This is a genomic window from Kiloniellales bacterium, from assembly GCA_030064845.1.
Taxonomy (GTDB): Bacteria; Pseudomonadota; Alphaproteobacteria; order Kiloniellales; family JAKSDN01; genus JASJEC01.
Genome location: JASJEC010000028.1, coordinates 1 through 26,644, shown reverse-complemented (window position 1 = coordinate 26,644; position 26,644 = coordinate 1). Strand labels below are relative to the sequence as shown.

Sequence of the window (26,644 nt, the reverse complement as noted above, 5' to 3'; positions counted from 1 at the left end):
AACAAGAGAGCGCGCGGCGATGAAGGCCTGCCGCGCGCAAAAGCGCGCGATCTGCTAAGCTGGGGCCGGGCGCGAGCGGCCGGCACGATGACGATAGGGGGGAGGCCAAGAACATGGACGATGAGACCAAGTCCCATCTTTCCGACCGGGGCACCTGGATGCGGTTGCTCTACATGATCTTCTTCGTGGTGATCTTCGGCGTCGCGCAGATGGTCGCCTCAGCGGTGGTGCTGGCGCAGTTCCTCTTCAAGCTGCTGACCGGCCAGCCCAACCCGCGGCTCCAGGTCTTCGGCGGGAGCCTGGCGATCTATTTCCGTGAGATGACCGGCTTCCTGACCTATCATTCCGAGGAGATGCCCTTCCCCTTCGGCGAGTGGCCGGAAGCAGCGGCGCCCGCCGCGAGCGCTCCGCCGCCGGCGCCCGCCAAGACCTCCCCGCCGCCCGCGGCAAGCCCCTCGGCACCCGCCGCCGCACCGGCACCGACCGCGAAGGCCGAGGCGCCCAAGCGGACCCCCGCCAAGACCGCCCCAGCCAAGAAGCCGCGCAAGCCGGCCGCCAAAACCGCGCCCAAGGCCAAGGCTGAAAAGGCCGACGAAGACAACCCGGCGGGCTAAGCGAGGTGTTATCGAGCCGGTGAAGGTAGATCGCGCTGCCTGTTGCCAGTGGCTCTACCCAAACCCCAGAACCACCTGGTCGACCGCCAGCCTGGCGGCGAGCCGCCAATGCGGTGATCGTCCGCGACTCGGCATCTCCCGATTGTACCGTGGTACCGGACTCTTCACCTTCGTTCTGTCTTTGGCGCAAGTGGTTCTTCCGATGCTAGAGCAGATCCAGGCTTGATGGAATCGCCAGGGCGGTCCATCAAGCCCGTTGAATCCGCTCTAGCATGCCGCAGCCGAGGGCGGACAGAGCGCGCCATTCACGCACATGCCTTGGACGTTTGGCGAAGGTCCGTTGACACCCCATCGAATCCCTTCGAAAATCCCCCACTTTTTATAGGGAAAACCACCATAGGACTCCAAAGGCCATGCTGACCTTGCGGGATTGCCTGGATCTGGCAGACGTGACAGAGGACGAAATCGCCGCCGTCGTGAGGCATGAGGGCCTTCCGCCCATCGTCGCTCTCGAGCTGGGTCATTATCTGCTTGGCACCTCGGCGGGTGCAAAGAAGTTGCGGGACTTCATCGCCGAGGACATCACGGCCGCCCAATCGCGGCACAACTGCAGCGAATGCGAAAGGTTCAGCTGGACCCTGGCGCAGTTTCTCGAGCGCCATTCGGAAAGCCGCGAGCCCGATTCGCCGGACCTCCCCAAACTCGCGGAACTCGTCGCGATCGGGCAGGCCGGACAATTGGAGAAGAGCATGGAGGGAACCTGCGACGCCCCTCCGGCCGCGCTCGACGGCATTCAAGACGCCAAGCGCCACCATGACTGTTGCGCTTGCACGAAGCTGTCCTTGGAACTCATCAAAGCCCTGAAGGAAGTCAAGGAAGCAGAGCCTTCGGGCTAGAGCAGATTCACGCGATTGAATCGATCGGCCTGGGCGAGTCCATTCAATCGCGATCTGCTCTAGAGGCTGGTTGATCGGGCGAAAGGACTATTCCGGCTCTACCCGTCTCCTCTATCGATTCCCCTACCCGAACTCCAGGATCACCTGGTCAACCGCCAAACTCGCGCCGGGCTCGGCGTGGATCTTGGCGACGGTGCCGTCGCGCTCGGCGCGCAGGACGTTCTCCATCTTCATGGCCTCGACCACGGCGAGCTCCTGGCCGGCCTTGACCTCGGCGCCGGACTCGACCGCGAGGGAGACCAGAAGGCCCGGCATGGGCGAGAGCAGGAAGCGCGAGAGGTCGGGCGGCTCCTTCTTGGGCATGCGCGCGGCCAGTTCGGCGACCCGGGCGGTCAGCACCTGGGCGTAGATCTGGGCGCCGCCGTGGCTGAGCCGCCACCAGCTGCCCTGGCGGTCGACCTGGACCGTGAAGGGCTTGCCGTCGATCCAGGCATGCAGCAGCGGCTCGCCGGGTTGCCAATGTACCTCGATCAGCGAGCGGCCCAGATCGCTCTTCACGCGGTAGGAGCCCTTCCTCTCGGTCACCGAGACCGGCCGGGACTGGCGGTTCTCGACCACCATCCAGTCGTTGCCCGGCGCGCCGGAGCCGTCCACCATCTGTCCGGAGATCGAGGCCTCGCGCGCCGACGAGATGCGCTGCACGACGGCCGCGAGCGCGACCAGGAAGGCCTCGTGCTCGGAGGTCAGGGTGAGGCCGCCGAAGCCGTCGGCGTATTCCTCGGCGATGAAGTTGGTCGTCAGCCGCCCGGCGCGGAAGCGCTCGTGGGCCAGGATCGCCGAGAGGAATCCGATGTTGTGGCTGATGCCGCGGATGTAGAAGCCGTCGAGCGCCGCCAGCAGGCCGTCGATCGCCGCCGCGCGGTCGGGCCCGTGCACGACCAGCTTGGCGATCATGGGGTCGTAGAACATGGAGATCTCCGAGCCCTCGATCACGCCGCTGTCGATCCGGACCGTCAGGTCGTCGTCGCTCGCCACCTTGGGCTCGGCATAGCGCACCAGGCGCCCGATCGAGGGCATGAAGCCGCGCACCGGGTCCTCGGCGTAGACCCGGGCCTCGACCGCCCAGCCGTTCAGCTTGACGTCCTTCTGGGCGAAGCCGAGCTTCTCGCCGGCCGCGACGCGGATCATCCACTCGACGATGTCCAGGCCGGTGATCAGCTCGGTCACCGGGTGCTCGACCTGGATCCGGGTGTTCATCTCGAGGAAGTAGAAGTTGCGGTCCTTGTCGACGATGAACTCGACCGTGCCGGCCGAGCGGTAGTCGACCGCCTCGGCCAGCGCGACCGCCTGGGCGCCCATGGCCGCGCGGGTCTCCTCGTCGAGGAAGGGCGAGGGCGCCTCCTCGATGACCTTCTGGTGGCGGCGCTGGATCGAGCATTCCCGCTCGCCCAGGTGCAGCGTGGCGCCGTGGGCGTCGGCCAGGACCTGGATCTCGATGTGGCGCGGCTCCTCGATGAACTTCTCGATGAAGACCCGGTCGTCGGCGAAGCTCGACTTGGCCTCGTTGCGCGCCGAGCGGAAGCCCTCGCGCGCCTCCTCGTCGTCGTGGGCGATGCGCATGCCCTTGCCGCCGCCGCCGGCCGAGGCCTTGATCATCACGGGGTAGCCGATCTGGCGGGAGATCTCGACCGCCTGCTCGGCGTCCTCGATCAGGTCCATGTGGCCGGGCACCGTGGAGACGCCGGCCGCGGCGGCCAGGCGCTTGGACTCGATCTTGTCTCCCATGGCGGCGATCGCCTTGGTCGGCGGCCCGATGAAGACGATCCCGGCCTTGTCCAGGGCCTTCACGAACCCTGAGTTCTCGGACAGGAAGCCGAAGCCGGGATGCACCGCCTCGGCGCCGGTCTCCTTGCAGGCCGCCAGGATCTTGTCGATCACCAGGTAGCTCTCGGCCGCCGGCGCCGGGCCGATGGCGACGGCCTCGTCGGCCATCTCGACGTGGAGCGCGCCGGCGTCGGCCTCGGAGTAGACCGCGACGGTCCCGATGCCCAGGCGCCGCGCCGTCTTGATGACCCGGCAGGCGATCTCGCCCCGGTTCGCGATCAGGATCTTCTTGAACACTGGCCCCTCCCCCCTCGCGGCCTTGCACGGCTGCTCGATTGCCCTTCGGTTACAGACCGCGCGCTGAGGATTGTCAAGGTGAGCGGACCGCGTCCCCCGCAGCGCGAGGCCGGCCCGGACGCCTGCGCCCCCCCTTACAGCGCGACCTCCAGGTGGCGCAATTCGAAACCGCCCTGCTCGGACAGCGTCGCGGCAACGACGTCCCGGTGACAGCGCCGGTGGTCGCGTTCGTAGCACAGCAGGCAGGCGCCGCCGAGATGGGCGTAGCGGGCGGCGCGGTCGAGATCGGCCTGCGCCGCTGCGCTCTCCATGTGTTCGGCGAAGATTCGGTGAAAGGTCGCTATCTCGCCGGCCCGGGCCGCGTCGCGCCCCGCCTTCGGCGTGCCCAGCCCGCGCAGGTGCAGGTAATCGATCCCGGCCTCGGCCAGCGCCGCGGCCAGCGCACGCTTGGAGAAGCCGGGCCGGCGCGAGACCGGCGCCTCGCGGATGTCGAGGATGAGCGAGACCCGGGCCGCCCGCAGCGCGGCGATCACCTCGTCCAGAGCGCAGCGCTCGTAGCCGATGGTCGCCAGGACGGTCACGGACCTTCGCCGATGATCAGCCAGCGGTCGTCTTCGAAGCTGTAGGGCGGAACCGCGAAGTTCGCCTCGCCCCATGCGGTGCGCAGGCGGCCGGAAAGGTCGTAGAGGTCGCCGTGCTGCCGGCAGTACCAGCCGCCCCAGCGCCCCCTCGGCTCACCGGGCGCCTGGCCCTTGGGCAGAAAGCCGCGCCAGCACCGGGGCACGACGACGAGCCATTCCGCTCGCTGGACCCGGTCCCGATCCGCTTCCGGGAACTTCATGGGCGCGGAATCGCCGGCCCGCGCCGCCGCGATCTGCTCGGGAGTCCGGTGCAGGATGAAGATCGGGATGTTGCCCTTCCAGGTGACCGTCTCGCGCCCGCCCGGCGGGATCGTCGCCAGGTCGACCCGGGTGGTCGGGCCGCTTATCTCGGCCGAGGGATTGAGGCTGTCGATCAGGACCCAGGCGGCAAAGGCGAGCCCGATCAGGATCAGCAGTCCCGCCAGGACGAAGAGCCACCGGCCGGTTCCGCCCCCTGCCGCTGGCGCGCTATGTCCCTGCCGCTCGGTCATCGTGGAAAGGATAGCAGATTCACCTGCGCACGCCCTCTGCTGGAGGGCATTGTGAGAGCAGCGTATCGGGAATGGAGGGGCGCGTTCTCAGTAGCGCTTGCAGAAGCCGGCCAAGAAGAAGTTGACGAGGGGTTCGATCCCCGAGGCGAGGAAATCCCCCGATTTTTTGTTGATGACGATCGTATCGGCGGCACCCTCGATGACCGTCTGAATGACGAGCTTTCTTCCGGTGTCAACGACCTGACCCAGCGCACCGTACCTGGTCTTGTCACCGGTGTACTTCTGCTCGATCTCTTCGGACGAGAACCTGATCGTTATGAATCTCGGCACGCTGAAGTCCCGTACCTGGCCGTGGCGGCAGCGCGCCGCGTTGTCGCAGACCGAGACTTCGCTCGGCGAGCAGATGAGATCGACCGAACCGTCGAACGCGGTCTGCGCATGCGCCCGCCCCGCCAAGAAAAGAATCGCGGCGGAGAGGCAAAGGACGAGACGAATCATGCGTACTCCCCCGGCAAAAAAATTGTGTCCCAGAACCCTTAGGGCGACAACTTTCCAGGAAGTCTCACCAAATCGCCCACAAAGTGGCACGGCGGGTTGTCCTTGACAACGTCGGACCCCGGGCGCTGCAGAGCGGCAACGCGGACGACGCCGGTCCCAAGGCGCCGCCGCAACCCGCCTAGTTCCCCAGGCGAAGCCTGATGCGGTCCTCGCGCTCGGTCACGCAGCGCCCGAGCTCGCGGTCGCAGGCGGCCTTCGGCTCACCGGCAACGTAGCGGCAGTGGGCCTGCTTCAGGCATCCGAAGTAGCGCTCGTAGGCGGCCTCGGCGTGGTCCCGGTTGACGGCGTGGTCGCCGCCGCAGAAGCCGTCGATCAGGACGCAGTCGCGATCGTCGGTGCAGGTAAACCAGACCTCGTCCAGGTAGCAGCCTCGATCGTCGGCCTCGGCCGGAGCCTGCAGGGAGCCGAGCGCCAGGAGCGCCAAGGCGGCGGCGCCGCGGACCCATGTCGGACGTGAGCGCATAGTCCTAAAGCGGAATGTTGTCGTGCTTCTTGGGCGGGTTCTGGGCCTTCTTGTCGCGCAGCATGGCGAGCGCGCGGCAAAGGCGCCGGCGGGTCCTGTGCGGCATGATGACGTCGTCGAGGAAGCCCCGTGAAGCGGCGACGAAGGGGTTGGCGAACTTCTGGCGGTACTCCTCGGTGCGCGCCTCGATCTTCTCCTTGGCGTCGAGATCGGCGCGGAAGATGATCTCGACCGCGCCCTTGGGGCCCATGACCGCGATCTCGGCCGAGGGCCAGGCGAAGTTGACGTCGCCCCGGATATGCTTCGATGACATGACGTCGTAGGCCCCGCCGTAGGCCTTACGGGTGATCAGCGTGACCTTGGGCACCGTCGCCTCGGCATAGGCGAAAAGCAGCTTGGCGCCGTGCTTGATGATGCCGCCGTACTCCTGGGCCGTGCCCGGCAGGAAGCCCGGGACGTCGACGAAGGTCAGGATCGGGATGTTGAAGCAGTCGCAGAAGCGCACGAAGCGCGCCGCCTTGATCGAGGAGGCGATGTCGAGGCAGCCGGCCAGGACCAGCGGCTGGTTGGCGACGATGCCCACGGTCGAGCCGGCCATGCGGGCGAAGCCGATCACGATGTTGCCGGCGTGGGTCGGCTGGAGCTCGAAGAAGTCGCCCTCGTCCACGACCTTCTGGATCAGCTCCTTCATGTCGTAGGGCTTGGCTGGATCGGCCGGCACGAGGGTGTCGAGCGACAGCTCCTCCCGGTCGATCGGGTCGATGCAGGGCCTGGTCGGCGGCGCCTCCCGGCTCGAGGCCGGCAGGAAGTCGACGAAGCGCCGGAGCTGGAGCAGCGCCTCGACGTCGTTCTCGAAGGCGTAGTCGGCGACGCCCGACTTGGTCGTATGGGTGACGGCGCCGCCCAGCTCCTCGTGGGTGACGGTCTCGTGGGTCACGGTCTTCACCACGTCGGGGCCGGTCACGAACATGTAGGCGCTGTCCTTGACCATGAAGATGAAGTCGGTCATGGCCGGCGAGTAGACCGCGCCGCCGGCGCAGGGCCCCATGACCATCGAGATCTGGGGCACCACGCCGGACGCCAGGACGTTGCGCAGGAAGACGTCGGCGTAGCCGGCGAGCGAGGCAACCCCCTCCTGGATGCGGGCGCCGCCGGAATCGTTGAGCCCGATGACCGGCGCGCCGACCTGGACCGCCTGGTCCATGATCTTGCAGATCTTCTCGGCGTGGGATTCCGAGAGCGAGCCGCCGAACACCGTGAAGTCCTGAGAGAAGACGAACACCAAGCGGCCGTTGATTGTGCCGAAGCCGGTGACCACGCCGTCGCCCGGCACCCGGTTGTCGGCCATGCCGAAGTCGGTGCAGCGGTGCTCGACGAACATGTCCCACTCCTCGAAGGAGTCCTCGTCGAGCAGGATCTCGAGGCGCTCGCGCGCTGCCAGCTTGCCCTTGCGGTGCTGCGCCGCAATCCGCCGCTCGCCGCCGCCGGCCCGTGCCCCGTCGCGCTTCTCCTCCAATCGCCGAATGATGTCCTGCATGGCCCGCCCTCTTCCCTGAAGATCACGCCACTCGTCCTAGCACGCGGCCAAGAGCTGAGAAAGGCCGGGGCGGAACCGCCTGAAGCCACCAGATCCACGGGAATTGCATAGCGGGCAAAGTTCGGTGGGCATGCTATGTTCGGGTGAATCAGGGCTCGCTGGAGATTCCGATGGCAGAGGAAGGCAAAGGTTTCACGGCCAAACATCTGCGCTGGGTGGTCGTCGGTGTCCTTGGCGTGACCTTTATGTTGGTCTTCAAAGACGAGATTTCGGACAAGATCAAAGGCGCGGACAAGATCTCGATCGGAACAGAGGGAATCTCGATCGAGACCAAGACAACGAACACGCCGCTTGGCGAAACAATCGTTTCCGGGCCTGTTACATTGGATACAGCCGGCGTCACACCGGCAAGCGCACCAAGTTTACGCAGCAATCGCGGTTACGCCATCAATTGGCCGCAGGACGGCTCGTGGAGTCCGCGCCCCCAGCTCGCCCAAGCCATGGGTCTGGATTTCGTCATCGCCTACAATCGGTCTTGGGGCAACTTCGTACCGAACGTCAATGTGACCATTGAGCCTGCCCAGGGATTTTCGATCCGCGGGTGGATGGAAAACAGCAATCCGATCATTAGAGCATATGGCTTCGAACTCACAGACGTGCAGATAGACGACGCGTCCAACACAGGCGTCAGGGTTATGCGGGGCAATTACGGCGGCATGATCGCGGACCAGATCCAGCGGGTCATAATCAGTGACGGTCAGGCCTACATCGCGACGGCCACACGTCCGGTTGGATTTGAAGCCGATCCAAATCTTTGGGCGAATCTGAACCAAATCTTGAACTCGTTCCGACTTGGGTGATCACCTCTTCCCTGATACGCGCCGGGTTTCGCTAATCTGTCTGGTCCTTCGGAAAAGAGCGATCAAGGGGAAAGGGCATGTACCGGGATCTCGAAGGCAAGGCCATCGTCATCACCGGGGCGGCCGGTGGCATCGGCGTCGAGACCGCGAAGCTGTTTCTCGAGGCGGGGGCCAGCCTGCATCTGATCGACGTCCGGGAAGATACGGAGGACCGGCTGCGGGAAGCTTTGGGCACTGGCGGGGACTGGCGCGCCCAGGTTTCGGACCTCTCGGGTCCGGAGGCTTGTGCGGCCGCCCTTGAATCACTGCCCGCCCCGATCCACGCCCTGGTCCACCTGGCCGGGATCTTCCTGCCCGATAGTCTGGTCCCCGACGACCGTCGGGAGATCTACGACCCGATCATGGCGGCGAACCTGACCAACGCTTTCGACATGGTCGTCGCCTGCCTGCCCCGCTTCGACCCCGAGGGAACCGGCCGGATCGTGCTGACCTCGTCGCTGGCCTTTCAGCGCGGCAGCCGGGCGCACACCGCCTACTCGGCCGCCAAGGGCGGGCTGGTCGGCATGACCCGCTCGCTTTCCCGCCGTCTGGCGCCCGAGGTCCTGGTCAACGCGCTCGCGCCCGGCCTGATCGACACGCCCATGCCCCAGGAGATGCTGGCGCAGGCCCCGAAACTGGTCGAGAGCGTTCCGCTGAAACGCCTCGGTCAGCCGCGCGAGGTCGCCAGCGTGATCCGCTTCCTCTGCAGTGACGAGGCGAGCTACATCACCGGACAGACCATCAATGTCGACGGCGGCATGGTGAACTCCTGATACCCACCGACCCTACCCCCGCTTGACAATCCGGGAGACGGCGGGAATGTTCCGCACAACCCTGCCGTCCCGGCCCCGAGGGAGAGGCGCTTCCAGGTGACAGAGCGTTACGATTGCAGCAAATGCCCCGGCTATTGCTGCTCCTATCCAAGGATCCCCATCCAAAAGAGCGACGTCGAGCGTCTCGCCATGCACTTCGAAATGTCCGTCAAGGACACCAAGAAGCGCTTCACCAGGAAAGACAGGGACGAGACGAGGAACAACGGCAAAGGGGCCCGCATCCTGCGCCACCAGGACGACGAGATCTTCGGCACGATCTGCACCTTCTTCGACCGGAAAGCCCGGCGTTGCGGCATCTACGAGATCCGGCCGCAAGCCTGCCGGGACTATCCCGGTCTTAGGCATTGCGGTTACTACGAGTTCCTGCGCTTCGAACGTCGGGCCCAGGACGATCCGGAATACGTCGCCCTGACCGGGAACTGACGTCGCGGACATCAAGCACACCGCGAGATGCGCTGCGCTCTGGAGAACGGGCCTCAGGACGGGGCGTCGAGCTCCGGATAGTGACGGAAGATGCCGAGCTCGTTGAACGCTATGCGCCGCTCGGACGCGAGGTAGGCCGCGACCTTGGGCCGTTGGCGAACACGCTCGCCAAGCGCGAAGACCTTCGGACAAACGTCGCGCTGGGCGCCAAGCGCCTCGGGGAAGGCGTACTCAAGGCCCGCGACCACCTGAAACAGCGACAGGTCTGCGTGTGAGCAGTCCGCGCCAACGAGCCAGCGACCCTCGGCAGCCGCGTTCAACGTCAGCACACGCTCGAAGTAGCCGAGGAACCTGGGCAGGCGTTCCTCCCGAAACACCGCGGTGCGCCGCTGCGCTTCCGCCTTCTGATCCTCGTAGTACAGCGAGCCCGCGATCGGGTGGTGCGTGTCGTGGATCTCGACCACGAAGTCGGCGAGCGTGAGCTGCAGATGCTGCGCCTGCCACCGCGCGTCGCCCTCCGGGGCGAGCCCGTGCCGCTCGCCGAGGTAGGCGCAGATGGTGGCGGTCTGGCTGATGCAGAGGTCGCCGTGCTGCAGGACCGGCGGCGCCAGGGTCGGCGTGCCGACGTCGTCGCGCTCGAGAAACTCCAACAGCGCGGGCACCCCGCCCCCTTCCTCGTCGGGGAGCCTGGCGACGTCCACGTAGGGCGCGCCCGCGTCTTCGAGCACGAGGCGCACGAACTCGCCGCGTCCCTGGATGTCGGGCCAGTAGTACAAGCGGTAGTCAGGGTCTGCCATAGCGGGGAGCGGGTGTGCAGTCGATGATCGGGATGGACCCAGAAGGATAACCGCTCCGCCTCTCGCCAGCAATTTACGAGGCTGCCGCCGAGCGGCCACACGTCTAAACTGGACAGCGCTTTCGGGGGATGGGACAGGCTTTTGACGGGGGCGACAGAGGCAAGGATGACCGATCTCAAGGCGATACTGGAGGAAACGCGGGCCTTTCTGGAACCGCGGATCGGGACCGGCCGGGTCGCCGACTACATCCCGGCCCTGGCGCGGGTCGACCCACGGAAATTCGGGATCGCCGTGGTCGATCTGGAAGGAAGGGTCACCGCGGTCGGCGATGCGCATGACCGCTTCTCGATCCAGAGCGTCTCCAAGGTCTTCACGCTGACCCTCGCCTTGAACAAGCGGGGCGGCGACCTGTGGCAGCGCGTCGGGCGGGAACCGTCAGGATCCCCCTTCAATTCCATCGTGCAGCTCGAACGGGAGCGCGGCATCCCGCGCAACCCCTTCATCAACGCGGGCGCCCTGGCGGTGAGCGACGTGGTGCTTGGCTCCCGGCGCGCTGCAGCCGCCGTCGAGGAAATTACCGGCTTCATCAGAGAGTTGAGCCAGGACGCCTCGATCGAGGTCGATGGGGAGGTCGCGCTCTCCGAGCGTGAAACCGGATTCCGGAACGCCAGTCTGGCCAACTTCATGAAGGGTTTCGGCAATCTGGAGAACCCGGTCGAAGAGGTTCTCGAGGTCTACTTCCGGCAGTGCGCGATCGCCATGAACTGCGCGCAGCTGGCACGCGCCGCCCTGTTCCTCGCCGCCGGCGGCCGGGACCCGGTCACCGGCCAACAGATCGTGTCGGAGGAACGGGCGCGCCGGATCAACGCCATCATGCTGACCTGCGGACACTACGACGCTTCGGGCGACTTCGCTTTCCGGGTCGGACTGCCGGGTAAGAGCGGCGTCGGCGGCGGCATCCTGGCCGTCGTGCCGAACCGCTGCGCCATCGCCGCCTGGTCGCCCGGGCTCAACGACAACGGCAACTCCCTGGTCGGCACACTCGCCCTCGAGCGCCTCGCCGCCAAGGCCGGATGGTCGGTGTTTCTGCGCTCGGGTGAGTAGTCCGGTTGCTCGAACGGCGCAAAGCCGCCGCGGCGCTTTGTACGGCACGCCGGAAGCAGCCGGCATCTCCTGCCCTCCAGAAAGCCCCTACCCGCCGCCCCAGTGGCGGCCGCAAAGGGATTGCGCTGGATCAAAGACATATCCCGCTTTTCATGTAGCAGTGAAGGTAATTACCGGAAGGGGAGACGTCCCGATCCTCGGTTGCAGCAAGGGAGGGGCATGTGCAGCGGAAATGGTTTCGTGCGGAGAGAGTTCGGCTCCCGGTTCGCCGGCCGAGACCGGTCGCGTGCTGGGCGGGCGTTCTTTCGGGCTTCGCCCTGCTGTTCGCCCTGCCGGCCGTCGCGGCCGATATCCCCGAGATTACGTCTCAGGGCTTCGTGATCTCCCAACCGCAGGGCGGCGTCCTCGGACAGTTCGAGAAGATCCGTCTCCGGGTCGAAGCCCCGAACCGGATCGAAAACCTGGTCGTCAGCGAGCGATCCTACGAGATAGATCTGGCGACGACGCCCGAGCGGGCGCACTTCGACCTCTTCGGGCTGGAGCGACGGGTCCGGCAGCACAAGGACGTCACGCTCAACTTCGCGAACTACATCAACCGGAAGCTCGACAAGGCAGGAAGCTACAGATTCCGGGTCTCGGTCACGGACGGGGACGGGCAGACCGCCCGCGCGACCCTGCGGGTCGAGGTCCGCGACCCCCAGCCCCCGGCCAAAGACCCGGCGCCGACGGCCAAGCCGGTCCGGCAAGAGGGCTTCGAGTTCCGCCGCGTCGGCGAACGGCAGGTCAGCGGCGCCGAGGACTTCGCGCTCGGCTGGAAGACCGTGGACGGTGTGAACGTCGTGATCGCGATCGACAAGCTCGACGACAGCGAGGCGCAGTTCCTCGCCCTGACCGAGGCGGACTTCCAAAAAATCAAGACCAAGGGCCACCTGGCCGAAGCGGCCGAGAAAGCCCGGCGGGTGGACCGGCTTGAGCTGCCGGCCGCCAACAACGAGGCCGCCGGCAGCATCTTCGGGATCGAGCACCGGGACGAGATCGTCGTCTTCAAGATCACGGAGAGCTCGACCTCGCTCTCCGAGCTCGGAACCACAGTCACGCTGGTCGGTGAGGTCAAGCACTAGACGCCGGCGCGACCGGCGGGCCGGCGGGTTCGCCGGCCGACAGAGGAAGGAGGACGCCGCCATGAGTGAATACGTCGAGAGTTCGATCTCAAAGGGCGAGCGCTACGCCTCGGCAGCCCGGGACGCGCTGACCAACCGGAACGGCGCTGGCGGCTCCCCGCATATGGAGCTGAGGCACGGCGCCTGGATCAGCAAGGCCCGGGAGCGGCTGCGCAAGCGGCGCTTCAGCACACCTCTGTTCCTCCTGCTGGTGGTCTTCGTGACCCTCTTCGTCGGCTCGGTGTTCCTGTTCGAGCATCTCGACGTTGTCACGGGGCCGATGTACGCCGGCAAGATCATCCTGACCAGCCTCTTCGCGGTCACCCTCGGTTTCCTGCTCTCGATCTGGTGGTCGACCGACGCCCGGGTCGAGGAGAAGATCAAGGAGGCGGAGCGGATAGACGTCGAGTACCGCGAGCTCCTGATGAGCTTCTCCGACAGCCTGTTCGACATCATCAACGCGCTCAACACCCTAGCCGACAAGCCGCCCCGCCCCTTCGTGATCGCCACCGAGTTCCTGCTGGGCGAGTACGTCCACCTGCTGCAGAGCCGCCTGCAGAGATACGGCGACTACATCGCCGGGCTCGGGTTCGATGCCACCGCCTTCCTGGACGAGAAGCGGATGATCTTCGAGGGCATCCGCGAGCGGGCCAGCCTCTCGATCCAGGGCATGCCCAGGGAGCTGGAGACCCTTTTCGCCGGCGCCCTGAGCCTGGACGTCGAGAAGTTCGTCGACATGACGGCGCAACGCCAGGCGCGGCTGCGCAGCAAGCTGAAGGAACTCGACGAAGCCGAAGGCAAGCAACAGGAAGCGGCCGTGAAGGGCGCCTGAGGCCGGTCTCTCTCGACCGGACCTGCCTGGGTCCGGTGCCTCGTCTCGCGTCGGCGCGGGCCGATCCCCGGAATGCCAACGGCGACGCCCTTGCCGGCGCGCCGGCCATCGCGCGCCTTGCCGCCAAGGCCCGGCGGTCGCTCATTCTCCGTCAACCCCTTTGGCCGCTTGTTCTCGATGATCGTGGGCGAGCCCTTCGCGGCGCGATCGATCACGGGATTGCTTGCATCACCGACGGTTGAGATGGAACACTGTTCGCTCCCTTGCGGCCATGCAGACGTATGGCGCGACTTGGCGCTCCGGCCGCGCCGAACCAGAGTACGCCGCAAAGCAGTAGTGTCGTGATCACCGGCTGCGGCCGGAAGGCGGTGGCTGTCGGCCCACGGGTACTGGCGCCTGACAACAAGAAGCCGATCAACAGAACAGGGGGAGCGGAACCATGGAGTTCCTTGAATCCATTTTCGCAGCTATCGGCGACGGCACCTGGGGATGGGCTCTGATCCCCTTCCTGGTGGTGCTCGGCTGTTTCTTCACGCTGGCCTCGGGACTGGTCCAGTTCCGGTTCTTCGGCCGCATGTTCCGGGTGCTCTTTCCGGGCGGTCAGATCGAACCGGGCCGACACGTCTCGTCGCGCGAGGCCCTCTTTGTCAGCGTCGGCGGACGGGTCGGTGGCGGCAACATCGCCGGCGTGGCCGTGGCCATCACGCTGGGCGGCCCCGGCGCGGTCTTCTGGATGTGGGCGATTGCGCTGATCGGCATGGCCACCAGCCTGTTCGAGTGCTCACTGGCCCAGGCGTTCAAGCGATCGGACGAGAATGGCACCTTTCGCGGCGGGCCCGCCCAGTACATCCTCCACGGCCTGGGACCGCAGTACAAATGGCTGGCGATCATCTATGCGGTTTGCCTGATCGCGGCCTTCGCCCTGGGCTTCAACGCCTTCCAGGGGAACACCGTAGCCGGTGCGGCCCAGGACAGCATGGGCATCGACCGCATCTGGACCGGCGGCCTGCTCGCGGTTCTGACCGGTTTCGTCGTCTACGGCGGCATCAAGCGGATCGCCAAGGTCGCCGATGTGGTGGTCCCCATCATGGCCATCGGCTACATCGGGATGGCCCTCTTGATCGTGCTGATCAACATCGGCGATATCCCCGCCGTGTTCTCGCTGATCGTCAAGAATGCCTTCGGTTTCGAGGAGGCGGTCGGCGGCGGCATGGGCGCTGCGGTCGCCAACGGCCTCCGGCGCGGGCTGTTCTCCAACGAGGCAGGCCTGGGCAGTGCACCCAATGTGGCCGCCGTGGCCTTCGTGCGCCATCCGATCAACCAGGGCATCGTGCAGTCCCTGTCGGTCTTCATCGACACCATCCTCATCTGCTCCTGCACGGCCTTCGTGATCCTTCTGGGCGACGTCTACGTCGCCGGGGCGGCGGACATCAACGGCGTCGCCCTGACCCAGCAGTCCCTGGTTTCGCACATGGGAGAGTGGGCCCAATACTTCCTGACCGCGGCGATCCTGCTCTTCGCCTTCAGTTCCATCATCTACAACTACTATCTCGGTGAGAATGCGCTCACCGTCTTCACCGACACCGAGATCTCCAAGCACATACTGCGGATCCTGATCGTCTGCCTGGTGTTCCTGGGGTCGACGGCTCCCGGCGCGACCGCAGTGTTCTTCTTCTCCGACCCGATGATGGGCGTTCTGGCGCTGGTCAACCTCTTGACGATCACCATGCTGTTCCCTGTCGGCATGCGCCTGCTGAACGATTTCACAGACCAGCTGAAGGCAGGCAACGACCTCCCCGTCTTCGACCCGGACAAGTTCCCGGATCTGGACATCGACAAGAGCGCGTGGAGCGAGGTGAAACAAGGCTGACAGGCAATCGGCGGCGCCGGGCCCTAGAGCAGATCCGGGTTGATGGAATCGCCACGGGCGATCCATCAACCCGGTGAATCTGCTCTAAACCTAGGATGTAGAGCGGATTCACATGTTTAGCCGGCAACCACGTAGTGGTTCCATCTAAACATGATCCGCTCTAGAGTAGCTCCGGGCTCGGTGTCGCCGTTTACTGACGGCAGTAGCCATTCTTTATCAATGGTTTAGCGCAGATTTCTCCCGTGCCGTACCGTTTCCAGACGGCCCAATCCCGCGACGCCGGGCCGCAGGCCACGTAAACTCTTGATAGCAATTTATTATTAAGTAAAAAAGACTACAAAAGCCAACTGATCTCGAGATCCGCCAGCGACCCAGGTTGCCGGCCAAGTCAGGGTGTCACATGTGACGCTTGATATCGCGCTGGAACTGGCACGCGTTCTGGCTCTGTGCCTGATCCTCGGCATCCTGCTGGCGCCCCGCCAGAGCCAGGAGCCGGCGCTGGAGCGTGGCCGGCGCGTGGTCGCCGGCGGTTTCGCGCTCCTGCTGTTCGGCAGCCTGATCGATGCCGCCGCCGGCGTCGAGCGACTCGCCACCCTTTTCGGCGGGCCCTGGGTAGCCGCCCTGCTCGAGAACGGAAGCTATCTGATAGGCTTCGCGCTCCTGGCCGCGGGCCTCCGGCTCTGGCTGACCAAGCGCGGCACCGCCGGAAAGCCGGCGGCGCACCGCGGGGATCTCCCCGCTTCTCTTTCCGCGGGACCGGAGGAAAGCGAAGAGCTGTTCAGGGGCGTTGTCGAGAACTCGCCCTCGGCGATCTTCGTCAAGGACCCGGAGGGCCGCTTCCGCATCGTCAGCAAGCGCTTCGAGGAGTGGTACGGCGTCCCGGCCGATGGAGCGATCGGCAAGACCTCGTACGAGATTTTTCCCAGGACCTTCGCCGACGCCTACGTTGCACAGGACGGAGAGGTGCTGAGACTGCGACGCACGGTGGAACGGGAACAGGAGATCGTCTTCCAGGACGGCTCGACCCATTCAATCATGGTGACCAAGTTCCCGGTGCTGGACGCCGGAGGGGAACCGATCGGCGTCGGCACGATCAATACCGATCTCACGGCACACAAGCGCGCGCTCGCCGCTCTCAGGGACAGCGAGGCGGCGCTCGCCGAGGCGCAGCGTCTCGCCAAAGTGGGCAACTGGCGCTGGTCGATCGAGCGCGATCAGCTCGTGTCCTGTTCGGATGAGTTCGCGCGCATCCACGGGGTCGAGCCGGAGGCTATCCACGACCTCATGAAGGACGAGATGGCGCGGGTCATTCATCCCGAGGACCGGGAGCGGGTATCCGCGGCCTTCAAGCGTTTCGACCAGGAGTCGCTCGACTACGACATCGAGTACCGGATTGTTCTTCCGGACGGCGAGGTTCGCCACATCTACGAGATCGGCGAAGCGGTCTGCGACTGCACCGGGCGCCTGATCGAGCAGGTCGGAACGGTGCAGGACATCACCGAACGCAAGATGGCCGAGGAGGCCCTGCTGGCGGCCAAGGAGGCGGCCGAGCTCGCCGACCGGGCCAAGACCGAGTTCCTGGCCAACATGAGCCACGAGCTGCGCACGCCGCTCAACATGGTGATCGGTTTCGCCGAGCTGATCGAGAGCGAGCGGCTCGGGCCGATTGGGCGACCCAAATACCGCGAGTACGCCGGCGACATTCTTCGTGCCGGCCAGCACCTCCTCGACGTCATCAGCGACATTCTCGATCTCTCGCGCATCGAGAGCGGCAACCTCCAGCCCCGCGAGGACGACGTCGACATCGCCGACCTGATGAAGGCCTGCGTGAACCTGATGGCCGAGCGCGCGCAAAGCGCCGGCGTCGCGCTCTCCCTGGACTTCGAGCCCGGTGACGAGGCCTGTCTGCGCGCCGACCCGAGGATGATGAAGCAGATCCTGATCAATCTCATCTCCAATGGGATCAAGTTCACGCCCCGCGGCGGAAGCGTGAAGGTCACCGGCCAGCTTTCGCGCAAGAGCGGCTACCTGCTGCAGATCATCGACACCGGCATCGGCATCGCCCCGGCGGACATCCCCAAGGCCTTGGCGCGCTTCCAGCAGGTCGACGGGCAGCTCAACCGCACCTACGAGGGAAGCGGGCTCGGCCTGCCTCTCAGCAAGTCGCTGGTCGAGGCGCACGACGGCAGCTTGGAGCTCGAAAGCATCGTCGGCGAGGGCACGACGGTGACCGCACGCCTGCCGGCGGAACGCGTCGTTCCCCTGCCCGCCGCTTTCCCTCTGGTCGAGAAGAAGGCCATCGCCGCCGACTAGCTGTAGATCCGCGGCCTCCCCGTCTTCGAACCTTTCGCCGCTAAGCCTGTGAAGCGCTTCACAGAACGGCGAATAGTCTTGATGTATTACATTAATCGATTTATGCGTTTCGTAACGTTCGCTTCTTCGCGAGCACAACATGCGGGGCAACGCCCGCAAGGGGTGGCACCGGAACCTGCCGACGAGGGGGGTAAAATCGATGCAATCGGGTTTAAGAGAAAGCAAGCCGTCGGCGGCTCCGGCGCTCAGCGCCGCGCCGCAGTCTCTGTCGGACAAGGTCGTTTGGCTGCTCGCGCACCAGGACCTGGACACACTGTTGGCGCCAGGGGGCGCGTTCTTTCCCGACTTCATGGAGCAGCTCGAGGAAACGCTCGGGCGCGCCTTCCGCGAGCGCGACGAACGGGCGTTGCTGGAGGCGCACAGCGCGCTGTACCACCTCTACGACGACAGTATCAGGCCGCCGCATCCGGCGATGGGCGGGAACCAGTACCACCCCTTCATCATGCGTGTGCGCAGCGACCTCGAGAAGGCCTGGGAGGCCTACGAAACCGCCCGCATCGACCTTTCGCAGGCCGACATCCCCTGTGACGAAACCAAGTTCGTCACCTTCATGAAGGACTTCTGCGCGGCGCACAGCCTCGCCAAGCACCGCTTGTTCGACTTTCTAGAGCACGAGGCGGACAACGGCCAGGTCCTGGACTTCTTCCTGCACGAGGGAACGCTCGTGCTGCGCTTCTGCGACCTGATGGTTCTGTCGCTGCTGGGCGCGGACGACGAGGTGCGCGGCGAGCTGGCCGTCAACTTCTGGGACGAGATGGGTGACGGCAACAACCAGGACCGGCATACGGAGCTCTTCAAGCGCCTGCTGCGCGGGACGGGTACCGACCTTCGCGACGAGCAGCTGACGTCGAACGGCCTGCACGAGAGGTTGGATTGGCCGGGTCTGGCCGGCTACAACCTCTACGTCTATTTCGGGCTTCATCGGCGCAACTACTTCAGATACATGGGCGCGATGGGCGTTGCCGAGTACATGGACCCGGAACAGTACGAGAGGATTCTCAGCGGTTGCCGCCGCGTCGGGGTCGAGGACGCGGAGACCCTGGCCTACTACGGCGGCCACGCCGAGCTCGACATCCAGCACGGCGAGGCCTGGTTCAGCAACGTGATGGCGCCGCTGGTGCGTAAGTACCCCGAGGCGCGCCACCAGATGCTCGCCGGGGCCCTCATGCGGATCAACACCACCGCCGACTACTACGACTACCTCTACCTCAAGCTCAAGAGCTGACGCTCCCGTCTACTCCAGGGTGTGGAGGCGCCGGCCGAGACCGCGGAGTGGCGCACGGGCCGATTTCTCTCTAGTATCGTCGCGGTGGGAACCTCGGGGAGGAAACGACTGTGACCAAACGCGTTCTTGTCGCCGTGGACGGCACGGAAGCGAGCAATACGGCATTGGAGATCGCCTGTGCCCTGGCGGACAGCTACGAAGCAAATCTCGGCCTTCTCTGCGTGGTCGAACCGGACAGGATCACCGACGACCTGATCGAAGGGGCGGTCGTCGAGGGCGTCCTGCGGAAAGACAACTACGATACCTGGTACAACACGACGCTCCGCGACCTCGGCAGCATTCGGGCGAGCGAGCAACAGCAGCGCGGCGCCTACATCGCGCGCCTCGGCGAGAAGATCGCCAACCGCATCGTCTCCGAGGCGGAGGCCTACACCAAGGACAGCGCGGCCAAGGCGATCAAGACCTTCATCAGATGGGGCGACGTCGCGGAAGAGATCGTCAAGGTGGCGAAGGAGAACGACGCGGACCTGATCATCATGGGCCATGACCAGCAGGGCCGGCTCGAGTCGCTGATCAAGTCGAGCGTCGCCCAGCAGGTCGTGCGCGACGCGACCTGTCCCTGCCTGATCTACTGTCTGCCCAAGAGCTGACCGCCGCCGCCGGGTTGCGGCGACCTGCACAGAGGAGGCCGCGCGCCTATTCGTGCGCGGCGGGCGGATCGGGGTCTTCGTCCCAGCCTTTCTGGGGCTCAGGATAGCGCCCGACCCATTCCTCCAGCAGGGCAACGTGCTCCTGCTCGTCGTCGCGGAGCTGCCGGGCCATGTCCCGCACCTCGGCGTCTTGCGCTTTCTCGACCATGGCGGCGAAGAAGGCCGCCGCGCGCCGTTCGGCCGCCAGGGCGAGGGTCAGGGCGTGGTGGGGCGTCATGAGGTAGTGGGCCTCGTCCCGGGCCGGTGTCTCCGGGCTTTCCGGGCCCTGCCACGGCAGATCCCAGATCGAGATCTGCGGCAGACTGCGCCCCTCGCTCAAGGATTCCACGTTGGCGACGTGTTTGGCCTCGATGCCGGCCAGCTTTTGGAACAGGCCGGCGACCTCGCGGTTGTTGTGGACCTCCATCTGATCGGCGAGCTCCGCGTATCCCTCGGCCGCTTCCTGCTCGATGACGAGGGCGTAGGCAAGCAGCTCTTCGGCCGTCACCGACGTGATTCGGTCGCTCATATCTCGAATTCCCGGGCAAGGTCAGCCGGCTCCACGGGCTCGGGCTGTTTCTTGGGCTCGTAGGGCGCTCGAGCGCCCCGGTAGAGAATCCCGACGTAGAAACCGGTGTCGCCGAACAGATGGCCGGCGGCGGTGGCGAGGTCGTCGGTCGCCTCTTCGGGCGCCGGTTTCACGAGCTTCTTCCATTCCTGCTGCTCCGGCCGGAAGGTGCGACAGGGGCTCAGGACATGCACGAAGGAGAACCCCGGATGGCGCACAGCCTCCGCGATCAAGCGCGCCGCGCCGTTGGGGTCGCTGCTGGAGGCGCGGGCGACGAAGTTCGCCCCCGACGCCAGGGCGATCACCAGCGGCTGAAAGGGATTGATCCCGGTACCGCCGGGCGTCAGCTTGCCGAATTCCCAGTCCGGGTCCGTGGTGGGCGAAGCCTGTCCCTTGGTCATTCCGTAGACCTGATTGTCCATGACGATGTAGGTCAGATCGACGTTGCGCCGGCAGGCGCTGATGAAGTGGTTGCCGCCGATGGAAAAGCCATCGCCGTCGCCGCCGGCCACCACTACCGTCAGCTCGGGGCGCGCCAGCTTCAGTCCCGTCGCCAGGGGCAGAGCGCGCCCGTGAATGCCGTGAAACCCGTAGGTCGAGAGGTAGGCCGGCACCCGCGAGGAACAGCCGATGCCGGAGACGACCGCCACCTCTTCGGATGGAACCTCGAGCGCGGCCAGGGCCTTGGTCAAGGCGGCGAGCACCCCGTAGTGGCCGCAGCCCGGACACCAGACCGGTTTCACCTCAGACTTATAGGCTTTGGGGCTGGACCTCGTCAGAGTCGCTGCGTCATTCATGATGCTGGGCTCCAGTCGAGCAGCGCCCGGCGCAGGTCGCCGGGGCGAATGGGCAGGGGTCCCGGCAAGCTCAGCGAGCGAACGGAGCCGGGCAGATCGTAGTGGGCCCGCAGGTAGCGGTAGAACTGGGCGCCGTGCGTCTGCTCCACCACCAGGAGGCGCTCGACATTCCGCAACGCTGCGGCCATGCGCTCGGGCTGCACGGGGGCCAGCAGCCTGGGCGCGATCAGCCTGACCGCCATGCCCTCGCCCCGCAGCCCGGCCAGCGCTTCGCGGACCGGGCCGCAACAGGAGCCAAAGGTGATGACCGCGATTTCCGCGTTCGCGTCCCCTTCCATCGTCGCCCAGCGGTCTCCGTAGTCGTAGCCCTCGATCTTGTCCCGGCGCTTGTCCAGTTGGGCGTGGTGGTCCTCGGCCAAGCTGGAGGGGGTGCCGGAAGGCCCGTGCTCCAGGCCTTCGGCGGTGTACTGCCCGCCCGCCATGCCGGGCAGCGCCATCGGCGAAACGCCGAGCTCGTCCAGGGCATAGCGCTGATAGCCCTCGGGGACCTCCCGAGGCACGCGGCGTTCGGCGGCGGCCGGCGGATCGCCGGGGCGCTCGATCACCGCCCGGGCCTGGCCGAGCGCCTGGTCGCTCAAGACGATAACCGAGGTCTGCAGGGCCTCGGCCGTGCGGACGGCCCACTCCGTGGTGTGCAGACAGTCGTCGATGGATTGCGGCGCCATCACCACGTGGGGCGCGTCGCCGTGCAGGCCGTGGAGGACGATATTCAGGTCGCTCTGCTCGGACTTGGTGGGGATCCCGGTCGAGGGCCCACCGCGCATCACGTTGAGCACGACCACCGGCGTTTCCGAAGCGACGGCGAGGCCGAGGCCCTCGGTCATCAGCGCGAAGCCAGGGCCGGAGGTCGCGGTGAACGATGGCACCCCGCCATAGGAAGCTCCGATGATCTGGGTGATCGACGCCAGCTCGTCTTCCGCCTGGACGAGCTGGCCGCCCACCTTGGGCAGGGCCTTCGCCAGCCACTCCAGGGTTTCGGAAGCGGGCGTGATCGGATAGCCCGCGACGAAGCGCACGCCGCCGCGCAGCGCGCCGAAACCGCAAGCCTCGTTTCCGGTGATCGACCAGCGAGGCGCGGTCTTCTCCCCTGCCGACGAGAGATGCAGACCGTTGGGCAGCTCCGCAACAGCGGCCATGCCCGTTTCGAGGCAGGCTTCGCCGGATGCCAGCGCGGCCTCGCCCTTCTTGCCGAGAATGCCGCCCAGGGCCGCCTTGAGGGCCGGCCGCGCGATCCCGAGGAGCTCGGCGACGGCCCCCAGGGCGACCATGTTCGCGCGCCCGCCTTCGACCTCCCCGGCCAGGCTCTTTAGGGGCAGGTCGTGAAAGCGTGCCCCGGAGCGGCGCAGCGCCTCGGGGACCTCGCCAGCTGCGGGGTCGCCGAGACAGAGCGTGTCTTCGGCCATGGGCAGCTCGGCGGCGAACCGCTCGGCGTTGTGCCAGTCGATGGCCAGCACCAGGTCGAAGCGGTCCCGATGGCAGGTCACCGGGCGCGAAGACAAGCGCAGCATGGCGGCGGCCTCTCCGCCGCGGATCTGAGGGCCCGTGGAGCGCGTCATCCAGGCGTACCAGCCGGCCCGGCCGGCCGCGTCCAGCAGCAGGTGTCCGGCCGTCATGACGCCGGAGCCGCCGCTCCCCAGCAGCGCGATGGACTTGCTGTCACTGTTCATGGCGCCTTCCCATTTGCACGCCCTCGAGATCTCATCGATAGCCGAGCATCGCTCGTTCCTTGATTAGCTCGACCACCGGTTCGGGCAGCATCCGCTGCCAGGACGGATCACCGGCACGGATGCGTGCCAGGGCATCGTGAGGCATCAGGTCGAGGCACCGCTCGTCGTATCCCTCCAGGTCGACCAGCGAGCGCCGCGCCAAGAGAAACTCGTGCAGGCTCTGCATCGGCGGCTTCAACTTCATGGTGCCCGCGGTCAAGAGCTGCCCCGATTCCCGATCGCGGACCGGGTAGACGTAGAGCTTCACGCGGGTCTTGAACAAAGCGCCGAAAGCTTCGAGCACCTCACCGTCGAGCGCGGCGTAGCTCGCCTCGTCGAAGAGATCCCGCAGCGCATCGGCGCGGAGCACGACGCCGATCTCGGCGGCGGTCAGCCGCGCAACGCTGGAGACTAGACGATGGTCTTCGGCATGGTTCGAGACCAGGACGATGTAGCCCGCCGCCTCCAGCATGTCGGCACGCACCAGGAAGTCCTGCAGATCGACCTCGCCCTCCACCGTCAGGCTGGCCAGGCTGATCTCGAGCAGCGCAACGATATCGCTTCCGGCGGGCTGCAGATCGCGGGAAAAGGCTTCGAGGGCGCAGCGCTGCATGTCCTTGTTCATCAGCGTGGGCGGCCGGAAGCCGCCGCGCTGGATCAAGGGGGCCTTCTTGTAGAGCGCTTCGGCGGGCAGCACGGGCTGGCCCTTCGCGGCGAACATGGCCTCCCGCGTGTAGCCGAGCTGCACGAGCTTCAGCGTCAGGACTCGGTTGTCGACGTCCTGGAACTCGGGACCGGAGACGTCGATCATGTCGATCTCGACGCGCTCCGGCGAAAGGCCATCCAGCAGGGACGCGACCGCCGCCTCCGGATCCTGGGCCTGGCGGCAGGCGGCATAGACGAGGTTCACCCCGACGATGCCCAGGGCCTCTTGCTGCTGGACCGCCTCGATATCGAGCATGCGGACGTGGACGACGATCTGGTTGTCCCCGCCGCGCGGCCTGGCCTGGAAACGGATGCCCATCCACCCGTGGCATTCCCTGCCGCCCTTGAAGCTCCGGGCCGCCACGGTGTCCGCGAAGGCGAAGAACGCGGTCTCCTGGCCGCGCGCCTCGTCGAGCCGCGAGAGATTGAGCCGGTGCTCGTGCTCCAGCATGGCCTCCAGCCGTTCGCGCGAGACGTAGCGTTTGGCGGACCCGTAGATGTCGTCACTGACCTGCATATCGTAGGCGGACATGCTCTTCGCGATGGTGCCCGCCGCGCCGCCCACGGCGAAGAACCAGCGCACGACCTCCTGGCCGGCGCCGATCTCGGCAAAAGTCCCGTAACGGCCGGAATCCAGGTTGATGTCCAGCGCCTTCTCGCGGGTGTCGGGTTTCCTGGTCGTGTCGCTCATCGTTCCGTGGCTCGGTGGCCGCTCAAAGACTTTTATTCGGGCATAGGCTCGAACTCAATCTGAGGGCCAATTCAGCGCTCTTCGACCTTCTCCTTGATCCGATCGACCGCCATCAGCACGGGGTCGTGGTCGGTCAGGAAGAAGGTCCTGAAGGTTTGAACGAAGAAGGCAAGGACGCACAGCAAGGTGACGACGGCGAGCGCCGTCGTCACCTGGTAGTGCCAAGGTTTCAGCTCTCGTTTCGCCATAGGTCACCCTTGTCTTCCGGCACGGGGGCCGGACGAGCCGCTTTCGAACGGCCAGGAATCCTCTTGAGCAGCGACCGCCGCAGCCGGACCATTTCGTTCAGGACCAGGCCGACCGGGCAGAACAGCCGGCACCAGAAGTTCAACACGAAGAAGGAGCCGACGATGGAGAGCGGCAGCACGTACCACTGCACCCCCGCGCCGGTCAGCGAGAACATCATCGAGAAGGGCTCGTAGGACCCGAGCGTGGGATGGGCCGAGAGGAAGATCAGCATTAGCGCGGCCCAGGTCATCCAGCCGACGACCTGGCGCGCGCTCTTCTGCACCCCGGGCCTGACCGCCAGATTGACGCCGCTGACCTTGTTGAGGCCCCGCTGCACGTATTGGAAGGGACAGACCTGGCCGCAGTAGATGTTTCTGCCCAGGATGATGACGCTGCCGAAGACCCCCGCCATCATGATCCACCAGAGGAGGTGCTGCTTGAAGTCCGGCACGTAGCCCATGACGATCCCGGCGAGCTGGCCGATCGACACCGAGGTGTTGGTGTAGAATCCAACGAAAGCCAGGGCGACCACCGGCATGACGAACTTGCCGTACTTGGCGACGGGTCCCCTGACGTAGGACACGAGGAACGCGAGGGCGAAGACGGCAATCAGACCGATCTCGTCGAGCCCGAAGAGCCACTCTGTTTCCGGCCACGTCGGCTCCAGCTTGAAGTGCTCGGTCGCGGCGATGTGCATCGCTTTGCGCACCGCGGCGGTAAACCCGATCGACGAGATGGTGGCGCCCGAGACCGCGTCGATGTCGTCGCCCAGGCGGAAGTTGTCGGAGACCTTCTTTCCGCCGAACTGCTCGAAGAAGCGCTTCTTGCGCATCTTGTCGAAGTAGGCCGGGGTTTCCTTGTTCTGCAGGCTGAGGATCTCGGCGATCTCGCCTTCCCCGCTGGCGCGGATCCCGACGACCAGAGGGCCGCCGTAGCCCGCGGCTTCGGAGATGACGACATAGTTCCCCGCGGTCTCGTCGCGGAACACGACCTGCCCGCCTTCCGCCTCCGTCAGCAGGGTGAGCTTGGCATCGGGCAGCTGGTTCTGAAGCAGCGCCTTGAAGTCGGGCTGGGCCGCGATCTGCCCGATGACGAAGGCGGCGACCAGCGAGGTGAACGCCAAGGGGAAGGCGAGGCGCTGCCACACGGACTTGAGACTCTCGCTAACCGCCACAGACCCCTCCCCTCAAGGCTCCATTACCGAAGTCAGACCGGACCCGTCACTCGGACTTCAGACCGGGCGCCACCCAGAAGCGCCAAGCGAGCGTCATGGCGACGATTCCGGGACCGCAGAAGACCATGAGTCCCATGGCACTGGACGCCGGGACGCCCTCGTGGAGTGAAGATCCGGCCCAAGCGATACCGAACAACACCGCCACCGTACCTCCGATCAGCACGGCCCAGGCGTACCAGGGTGCTTTGATGCGCACGGAGAGATAAGCGTAGCCGAGCACGCAGAGCGTCGTCACGACGCCCAACAGGAACCACTGAACGCTTTCCATCTTCACTCCTCCCTAGGACTTGTTGGACGTGCCGATGTTGTTTTTCATCTTGACGTTGACGCGCATGCCCTCACCGGTCTGCCAGAATTTCGCCACCTTCGCCGGGTCGTTGACCGAACCGTAGCCGAAAACCGGATGCAGCTCGGACATCCAGTTGTGGAGGAAGGCCGGCGATGCATGGGTGATCCCCATGATGAACCAGTGATGCCAGTAGTCGGCTTCGTTGAACGTGCAGGCGGCAATGCAATTGCCGCAGGAGCTGTCGTTGTCAATCCAGTAGTTGTAACACTTCTTGGCGTCCGCGTGGAACTTCTTGATCCCGGTTTGGTTGTTCCAGGTGTAGCCCGACTCGTCGCTGAATTCGTAGGTCGGCTTGAAGCCGAAGCCGCCATCCACGCTCTCGAGCTTGGGCAGGGCGTCGGAAGGGCAGGCCTCGGCGCACTTGCCGCAGCTCAAGCAGAACTCGGTGATGCCCCAGTTGCGGGGTTGGTCGTACTCGACGTCCTCGAAGTCTGTGTACACCTTGCAGATGCGAAGACGCGGCCCGATGCCGGGCGCGAGCAGTTGCTGGTTGCGCCCGCCCTCGCCGAGCCCGGCCGCTATCGCATAAGGCACGCTCGCGCTCAGGTCGTTGCCGGCGCCGACGGCATGGTAGCCCAGGCCGCGCATGAACTTTGCGATCTGGTTGGCCATCTGGGTCATGACGACGTAGCCGTTGCCGATCGAGCCCTCCGCGGTCCAGGCCGGGGCGGTGGCGATGTTGTCGTAGTCCATGGGGGCCAGGATGACGATCACCGTCTT

The 26,644-nt window shown here is 65.8% G+C and carries 27 protein-coding genes; 12 read left to right on the top strand and 15 right to left on the bottom strand.

Going from position 1 to position 26,644, the window contains the following annotated elements; translation table 11 throughout:
• The first annotated feature begins 113 nt into the window (after window positions 1-113).
• Window positions 114-614 carry a DUF4389 domain-containing protein gene (locus QNJ67_12180; GenBank protein ID MDJ0609725.1) on the top strand — a complete coding sequence of 167 codons (501 nt, stop codon included), beginning with the start codon at window positions 114-116 and terminating at the stop codon, window positions 612-614.
• Window positions 615-1,027: 413 nt separating this feature from the next.
• Window positions 1,028-1,510, top strand: coding sequence for a hypothetical protein (locus tag QNJ67_12175; GenBank protein MDJ0609724.1), 483 nt, complete (start codon window positions 1,028-1,030; stop codon window positions 1,508-1,510).
• Between the two features lie 123 nt (window positions 1,511-1,633).
• Here QNJ67_12175 and QNJ67_12170 read toward each other — a convergent pair whose 3' ends face one another.
• The 6 genes from QNJ67_12170 to QNJ67_12145 form a co-directional block, all read right to left on the bottom strand.
• Complete coding sequence (locus tag QNJ67_12170) at window positions 1,634-3,631, bottom strand: acetyl/propionyl/methylcrotonyl-CoA carboxylase subunit alpha (protein ID MDJ0609723.1); 1,998 nt, start codon at window positions 3,629-3,631, stop codon at window positions 1,634-1,636.
• Window positions 3,632-3,765: 134 nt separating this feature from the next.
• Entirely contained in the window at window positions 3,766-4,212 is a 447-nt protein-coding gene (locus tag QNJ67_12165; GenBank protein ID MDJ0609722.1) for a DUF488 domain-containing protein, read from the bottom strand.
• Window positions 4,209-4,763, bottom strand: a complete 555-nt coding sequence (locus tag QNJ67_12160; protein ID MDJ0609721.1) for a ubiquinol-cytochrome c reductase iron-sulfur subunit — start codon at window positions 4,761-4,763, stop codon at window positions 4,209-4,211. Before QNJ67_12160 ends, QNJ67_12165 begins: the two co-directional genes overlap by 4 nt.
• A gap of 87 nt (window positions 4,764-4,850) precedes the next feature.
• On the bottom strand, window positions 4,851-5,261 hold the full coding sequence (locus QNJ67_12155; GenBank protein ID MDJ0609720.1) for a hypothetical protein: 411 nt from the start codon (window positions 5,259-5,261) through the stop codon (window positions 4,851-4,853).
• A gap of 178 nt (window positions 5,262-5,439) precedes the next feature.
• Window positions 5,440-5,745: a hypothetical protein gene (locus QNJ67_12150; GenBank protein MDJ0609719.1), complete on the bottom strand. Its 306-nt coding sequence runs from the start codon at window positions 5,743-5,745 to the stop codon at window positions 5,440-5,442.
• 43 nt (window positions 5,746-5,788) lie between these two features.
• Entirely contained in the window at window positions 5,789-7,321 is a 1,533-nt protein-coding gene (locus QNJ67_12145) for an acyl-CoA carboxylase subunit beta (protein ID MDJ0609718.1), read from the bottom strand.
• Between the two features lie 170 nt (window positions 7,322-7,491).
• On the opposite strand from QNJ67_12145, the gene QNJ67_12140 reads away from it, so the two are divergent.
• The 3 genes from QNJ67_12140 to QNJ67_12130 all read left to right on the top strand — a co-directional run bounded on the left by QNJ67_12140 (window position 7,492) and on the right by QNJ67_12130 (window position 9,476).
• Window positions 7,492-8,181: a hypothetical protein gene (locus QNJ67_12140; GenBank protein ID MDJ0609717.1), complete on the top strand. Its 690-nt coding sequence runs from the start codon at window positions 7,492-7,494 to the stop codon at window positions 8,179-8,181.
• A 77-nt stretch (window positions 8,182-8,258) separates the two neighbouring features.
• Window positions 8,259-8,993, top strand: coding sequence for an SDR family NAD(P)-dependent oxidoreductase (locus QNJ67_12135; protein MDJ0609716.1), 735 nt, complete (start codon window positions 8,259-8,261; stop codon window positions 8,991-8,993).
• A 96-nt stretch (window positions 8,994-9,089) separates the two neighbouring features.
• Window positions 9,090-9,476 (top strand): YkgJ family cysteine cluster protein, encoded by a 387-nt coding sequence (locus QNJ67_12130; protein MDJ0609715.1) that lies wholly within the window; start codon window positions 9,090-9,092, stop codon window positions 9,474-9,476.
• Window positions 9,477-9,529: 53 nt separating this feature from the next.
• On the opposite strand, the gene QNJ67_12125 is transcribed toward QNJ67_12130, so the two are convergent.
• Window positions 9,530-10,273: a glutathione S-transferase gene (locus tag QNJ67_12125; protein ID MDJ0609714.1), complete on the bottom strand. Its 744-nt coding sequence runs from the start codon at window positions 10,271-10,273 to the stop codon at window positions 9,530-9,532.
• 165 nt (window positions 10,274-10,438) lie between these two features.
• Here QNJ67_12125 and QNJ67_12120 point away from each other — a divergent pair, with 165 nt between their 5' ends.
• The 7 genes from QNJ67_12120 to QNJ67_12090 all read left to right on the top strand — a co-directional run bounded on the left by QNJ67_12120 (window position 10,439) and on the right by QNJ67_12090 (window position 19,487).
• Window positions 10,439-11,377 carry a glutaminase gene (locus QNJ67_12120; GenBank protein MDJ0609713.1) on the top strand — a complete coding sequence of 313 codons (939 nt, stop codon included), beginning with the start codon at window positions 10,439-10,441 and terminating at the stop codon, window positions 11,375-11,377.
• Window positions 11,378-11,598: 221 nt separating this feature from the next.
• Window positions 11,599-12,498: a hypothetical protein gene (locus tag QNJ67_12115; protein ID MDJ0609712.1), complete on the top strand. Its 900-nt coding sequence runs from the start codon at window positions 11,599-11,601 to the stop codon at window positions 12,496-12,498.
• Window positions 12,499-12,559: 61 nt separating this feature from the next.
• Window positions 12,560-13,369 (top strand): hypothetical protein, encoded by an 810-nt coding sequence (locus tag QNJ67_12110; protein ID MDJ0609711.1) that lies wholly within the window; start codon window positions 12,560-12,562, stop codon window positions 13,367-13,369.
• Between the two features lie 439 nt (window positions 13,370-13,808).
• Window positions 13,809-15,239 (top strand): alanine/glycine:cation symporter family protein, encoded by a 1,431-nt coding sequence (locus QNJ67_12105; protein ID MDJ0609710.1) that lies wholly within the window; start codon window positions 13,809-13,811, stop codon window positions 15,237-15,239.
• A 402-nt stretch (window positions 15,240-15,641) separates the two neighbouring features.
• Window positions 15,642-17,552: a PAS domain S-box protein gene (locus QNJ67_12100; GenBank protein MDJ0609709.1), complete on the top strand. Its 1,911-nt coding sequence runs from the start codon at window positions 15,642-15,644 to the stop codon at window positions 17,550-17,552.
• A 199-nt stretch (window positions 17,553-17,751) separates the two neighbouring features.
• Complete coding sequence (locus QNJ67_12095) at window positions 17,752-18,837, top strand: iron-containing redox enzyme family protein (protein MDJ0609708.1); 1,086 nt, start codon at window positions 17,752-17,754, stop codon at window positions 18,835-18,837.
• A gap of 110 nt (window positions 18,838-18,947) precedes the next feature.
• A complete protein-coding gene (locus tag QNJ67_12090) occupies window positions 18,948-19,487 on the top strand; it encodes a universal stress protein (protein MDJ0609707.1) in 540 nt (179 codons plus the stop codon).
• A gap of 46 nt (window positions 19,488-19,533) precedes the next feature.
• Here the strand turns inward: QNJ67_12090 and QNJ67_12085 are convergent, their stop codons facing one another.
• From QNJ67_12085 to QNJ67_12050, 8 genes are all read right to left on the bottom strand, one after another.
• The gene (locus tag QNJ67_12085) at window positions 19,534-20,055 is read right to left on the bottom strand and encodes a ferritin family protein (GenBank protein ID MDJ0609706.1); all 522 of its coding nucleotides are present in this window, start codon (window positions 20,053-20,055) and stop codon (window positions 19,534-19,536) included.
• Entirely contained in the window at window positions 20,052-20,891 is an 840-nt protein-coding gene (locus tag QNJ67_12080; protein MDJ0609705.1) for a thiamine pyrophosphate-dependent enzyme, read from the bottom strand. The genes QNJ67_12085 and QNJ67_12080 overlap by 4 nt, the downstream gene beginning before the upstream one ends.
• The gene (locus QNJ67_12075) at window positions 20,888-22,618 is read right to left on the bottom strand and encodes a 2-oxoacid:acceptor oxidoreductase subunit alpha (GenBank protein ID MDJ0609704.1); all 1,731 of its coding nucleotides are present in this window, start codon (window positions 22,616-22,618) and stop codon (window positions 20,888-20,890) included. Before QNJ67_12075 ends, QNJ67_12080 begins: the two co-directional genes overlap by 4 nt.
• A 31-nt stretch (window positions 22,619-22,649) precedes the next feature.
• Window positions 22,650-24,053: a hypothetical protein gene (locus QNJ67_12070; protein MDJ0609703.1), complete on the bottom strand. Its 1,404-nt coding sequence runs from the start codon at window positions 24,051-24,053 to the stop codon at window positions 22,650-22,652.
• Between the two features lie 71 nt (window positions 24,054-24,124).
• A complete protein-coding gene (locus tag QNJ67_12065) occupies window positions 24,125-24,301 on the bottom strand; it encodes a hypothetical protein (protein ID MDJ0609702.1) in 177 nt (58 codons plus the stop codon).
• On the bottom strand, window positions 24,283-25,515 hold the full coding sequence (locus tag QNJ67_12060) for an FMN-binding protein (GenBank protein MDJ0609701.1): 1,233 nt from the start codon (window positions 25,513-25,515) through the stop codon (window positions 24,283-24,285). Before QNJ67_12060 ends, QNJ67_12065 begins: the two co-directional genes overlap by 19 nt.
• 46 nt (window positions 25,516-25,561) lie before the next feature.
• Window positions 25,562-25,843 carry a hypothetical protein gene (locus QNJ67_12055; GenBank protein ID MDJ0609700.1) on the bottom strand — a complete coding sequence of 94 codons (282 nt, stop codon included), beginning with the start codon at window positions 25,841-25,843 and terminating at the stop codon, window positions 25,562-25,564.
• A gap of 12 nt (window positions 25,844-25,855) precedes the next feature.
• The coding region (locus tag QNJ67_12050; protein ID MDJ0609699.1) for a reductive dehalogenase domain-containing protein at window positions 25,856-26,644 on the bottom strand (789 nt) is incomplete at its 5' end.

Bases quoted from the DNA above. Each gene is read 5' to 3' on its own strand.
- QNJ67_12180 (MDJ0609725.1), top strand. From the start codon at position 114: ATGGACGATGAGACCAAGTCCCATCTTTCCGACCGGGGCACCTGGATG.
- QNJ67_12175 (MDJ0609724.1), top strand. From the start codon at position 1,028: ATGCTGACCTTGCGGGATTGCCTGGATCTGGCAGACGTGACAGAGGAC.
- QNJ67_12160 (MDJ0609721.1), bottom strand. From the start codon at position 4,763: ATGACCGAGCGGCAGGGACATAGCGCGCCAGCGGCAGGGGGCGGAACC.
- QNJ67_12155 (MDJ0609720.1), bottom strand. From the start codon at position 5,261: ATGATTCGTCTCGTCCTTTGCCTCTCCGCCGCGATTCTTTTCTTGGCG.
- QNJ67_12145 (MDJ0609718.1), bottom strand. From the start codon at position 7,321: ATGCAGGACATCATTCGGCGATTGGAGGAGAAGCGCGACGGGGCACGG.
- QNJ67_12140 (MDJ0609717.1), top strand. From the start codon at position 7,492: ATGGCAGAGGAAGGCAAAGGTTTCACGGCCAAACATCTGCGCTGGGTG.
- QNJ67_12135 (MDJ0609716.1), top strand. From the start codon at position 8,259: ATGTACCGGGATCTCGAAGGCAAGGCCATCGTCATCACCGGGGCGGCC.
- QNJ67_12125 (MDJ0609714.1), bottom strand. From the start codon at position 10,273: ATGGCAGACCCTGACTACCGCTTGTACTACTGGCCCGACATCCAGGGA.
- QNJ67_12120 (MDJ0609713.1), top strand. From the start codon at position 10,439: ATGACCGATCTCAAGGCGATACTGGAGGAAACGCGGGCCTTTCTGGAA.
- QNJ67_12110 (MDJ0609711.1), top strand. From the start codon at position 12,560: ATGAGTGAATACGTCGAGAGTTCGATCTCAAAGGGCGAGCGCTACGCC.
- QNJ67_12105 (MDJ0609710.1), top strand. From the start codon at position 13,809: ATGGAGTTCCTTGAATCCATTTTCGCAGCTATCGGCGACGGCACCTGG.
- QNJ67_12095 (MDJ0609708.1), top strand. From the start codon at position 17,752: ATGCAATCGGGTTTAAGAGAAAGCAAGCCGTCGGCGGCTCCGGCGCTC.
- QNJ67_12085 (MDJ0609706.1), bottom strand. From the start codon at position 20,055: ATGAGCGACCGAATCACGTCGGTGACGGCCGAAGAGCTGCTTGCCTAC.
- QNJ67_12080 (MDJ0609705.1), bottom strand. From the start codon at position 20,891: ATGAATGACGCAGCGACTCTGACGAGGTCCAGCCCCAAAGCCTATAAG.
- QNJ67_12075 (MDJ0609704.1), bottom strand. From the start codon at position 22,618: ATGAACAGTGACAGCAAGTCCATCGCGCTGCTGGGGAGCGGCGGCTCC.
- QNJ67_12070 (MDJ0609703.1), bottom strand. From the start codon at position 24,053: ATGAGCGACACGACCAGGAAACCCGACACCCGCGAGAAGGCGCTGGAC.
- QNJ67_12065 (MDJ0609702.1), bottom strand. From the start codon at position 24,301: ATGGCGAAACGAGAGCTGAAACCTTGGCACTACCAGGTGACGACGGCG.
- QNJ67_12055 (MDJ0609700.1), bottom strand. From the start codon at position 25,843: ATGGAAAGCGTTCAGTGGTTCCTGTTGGGCGTCGTGACGACGCTCTGC.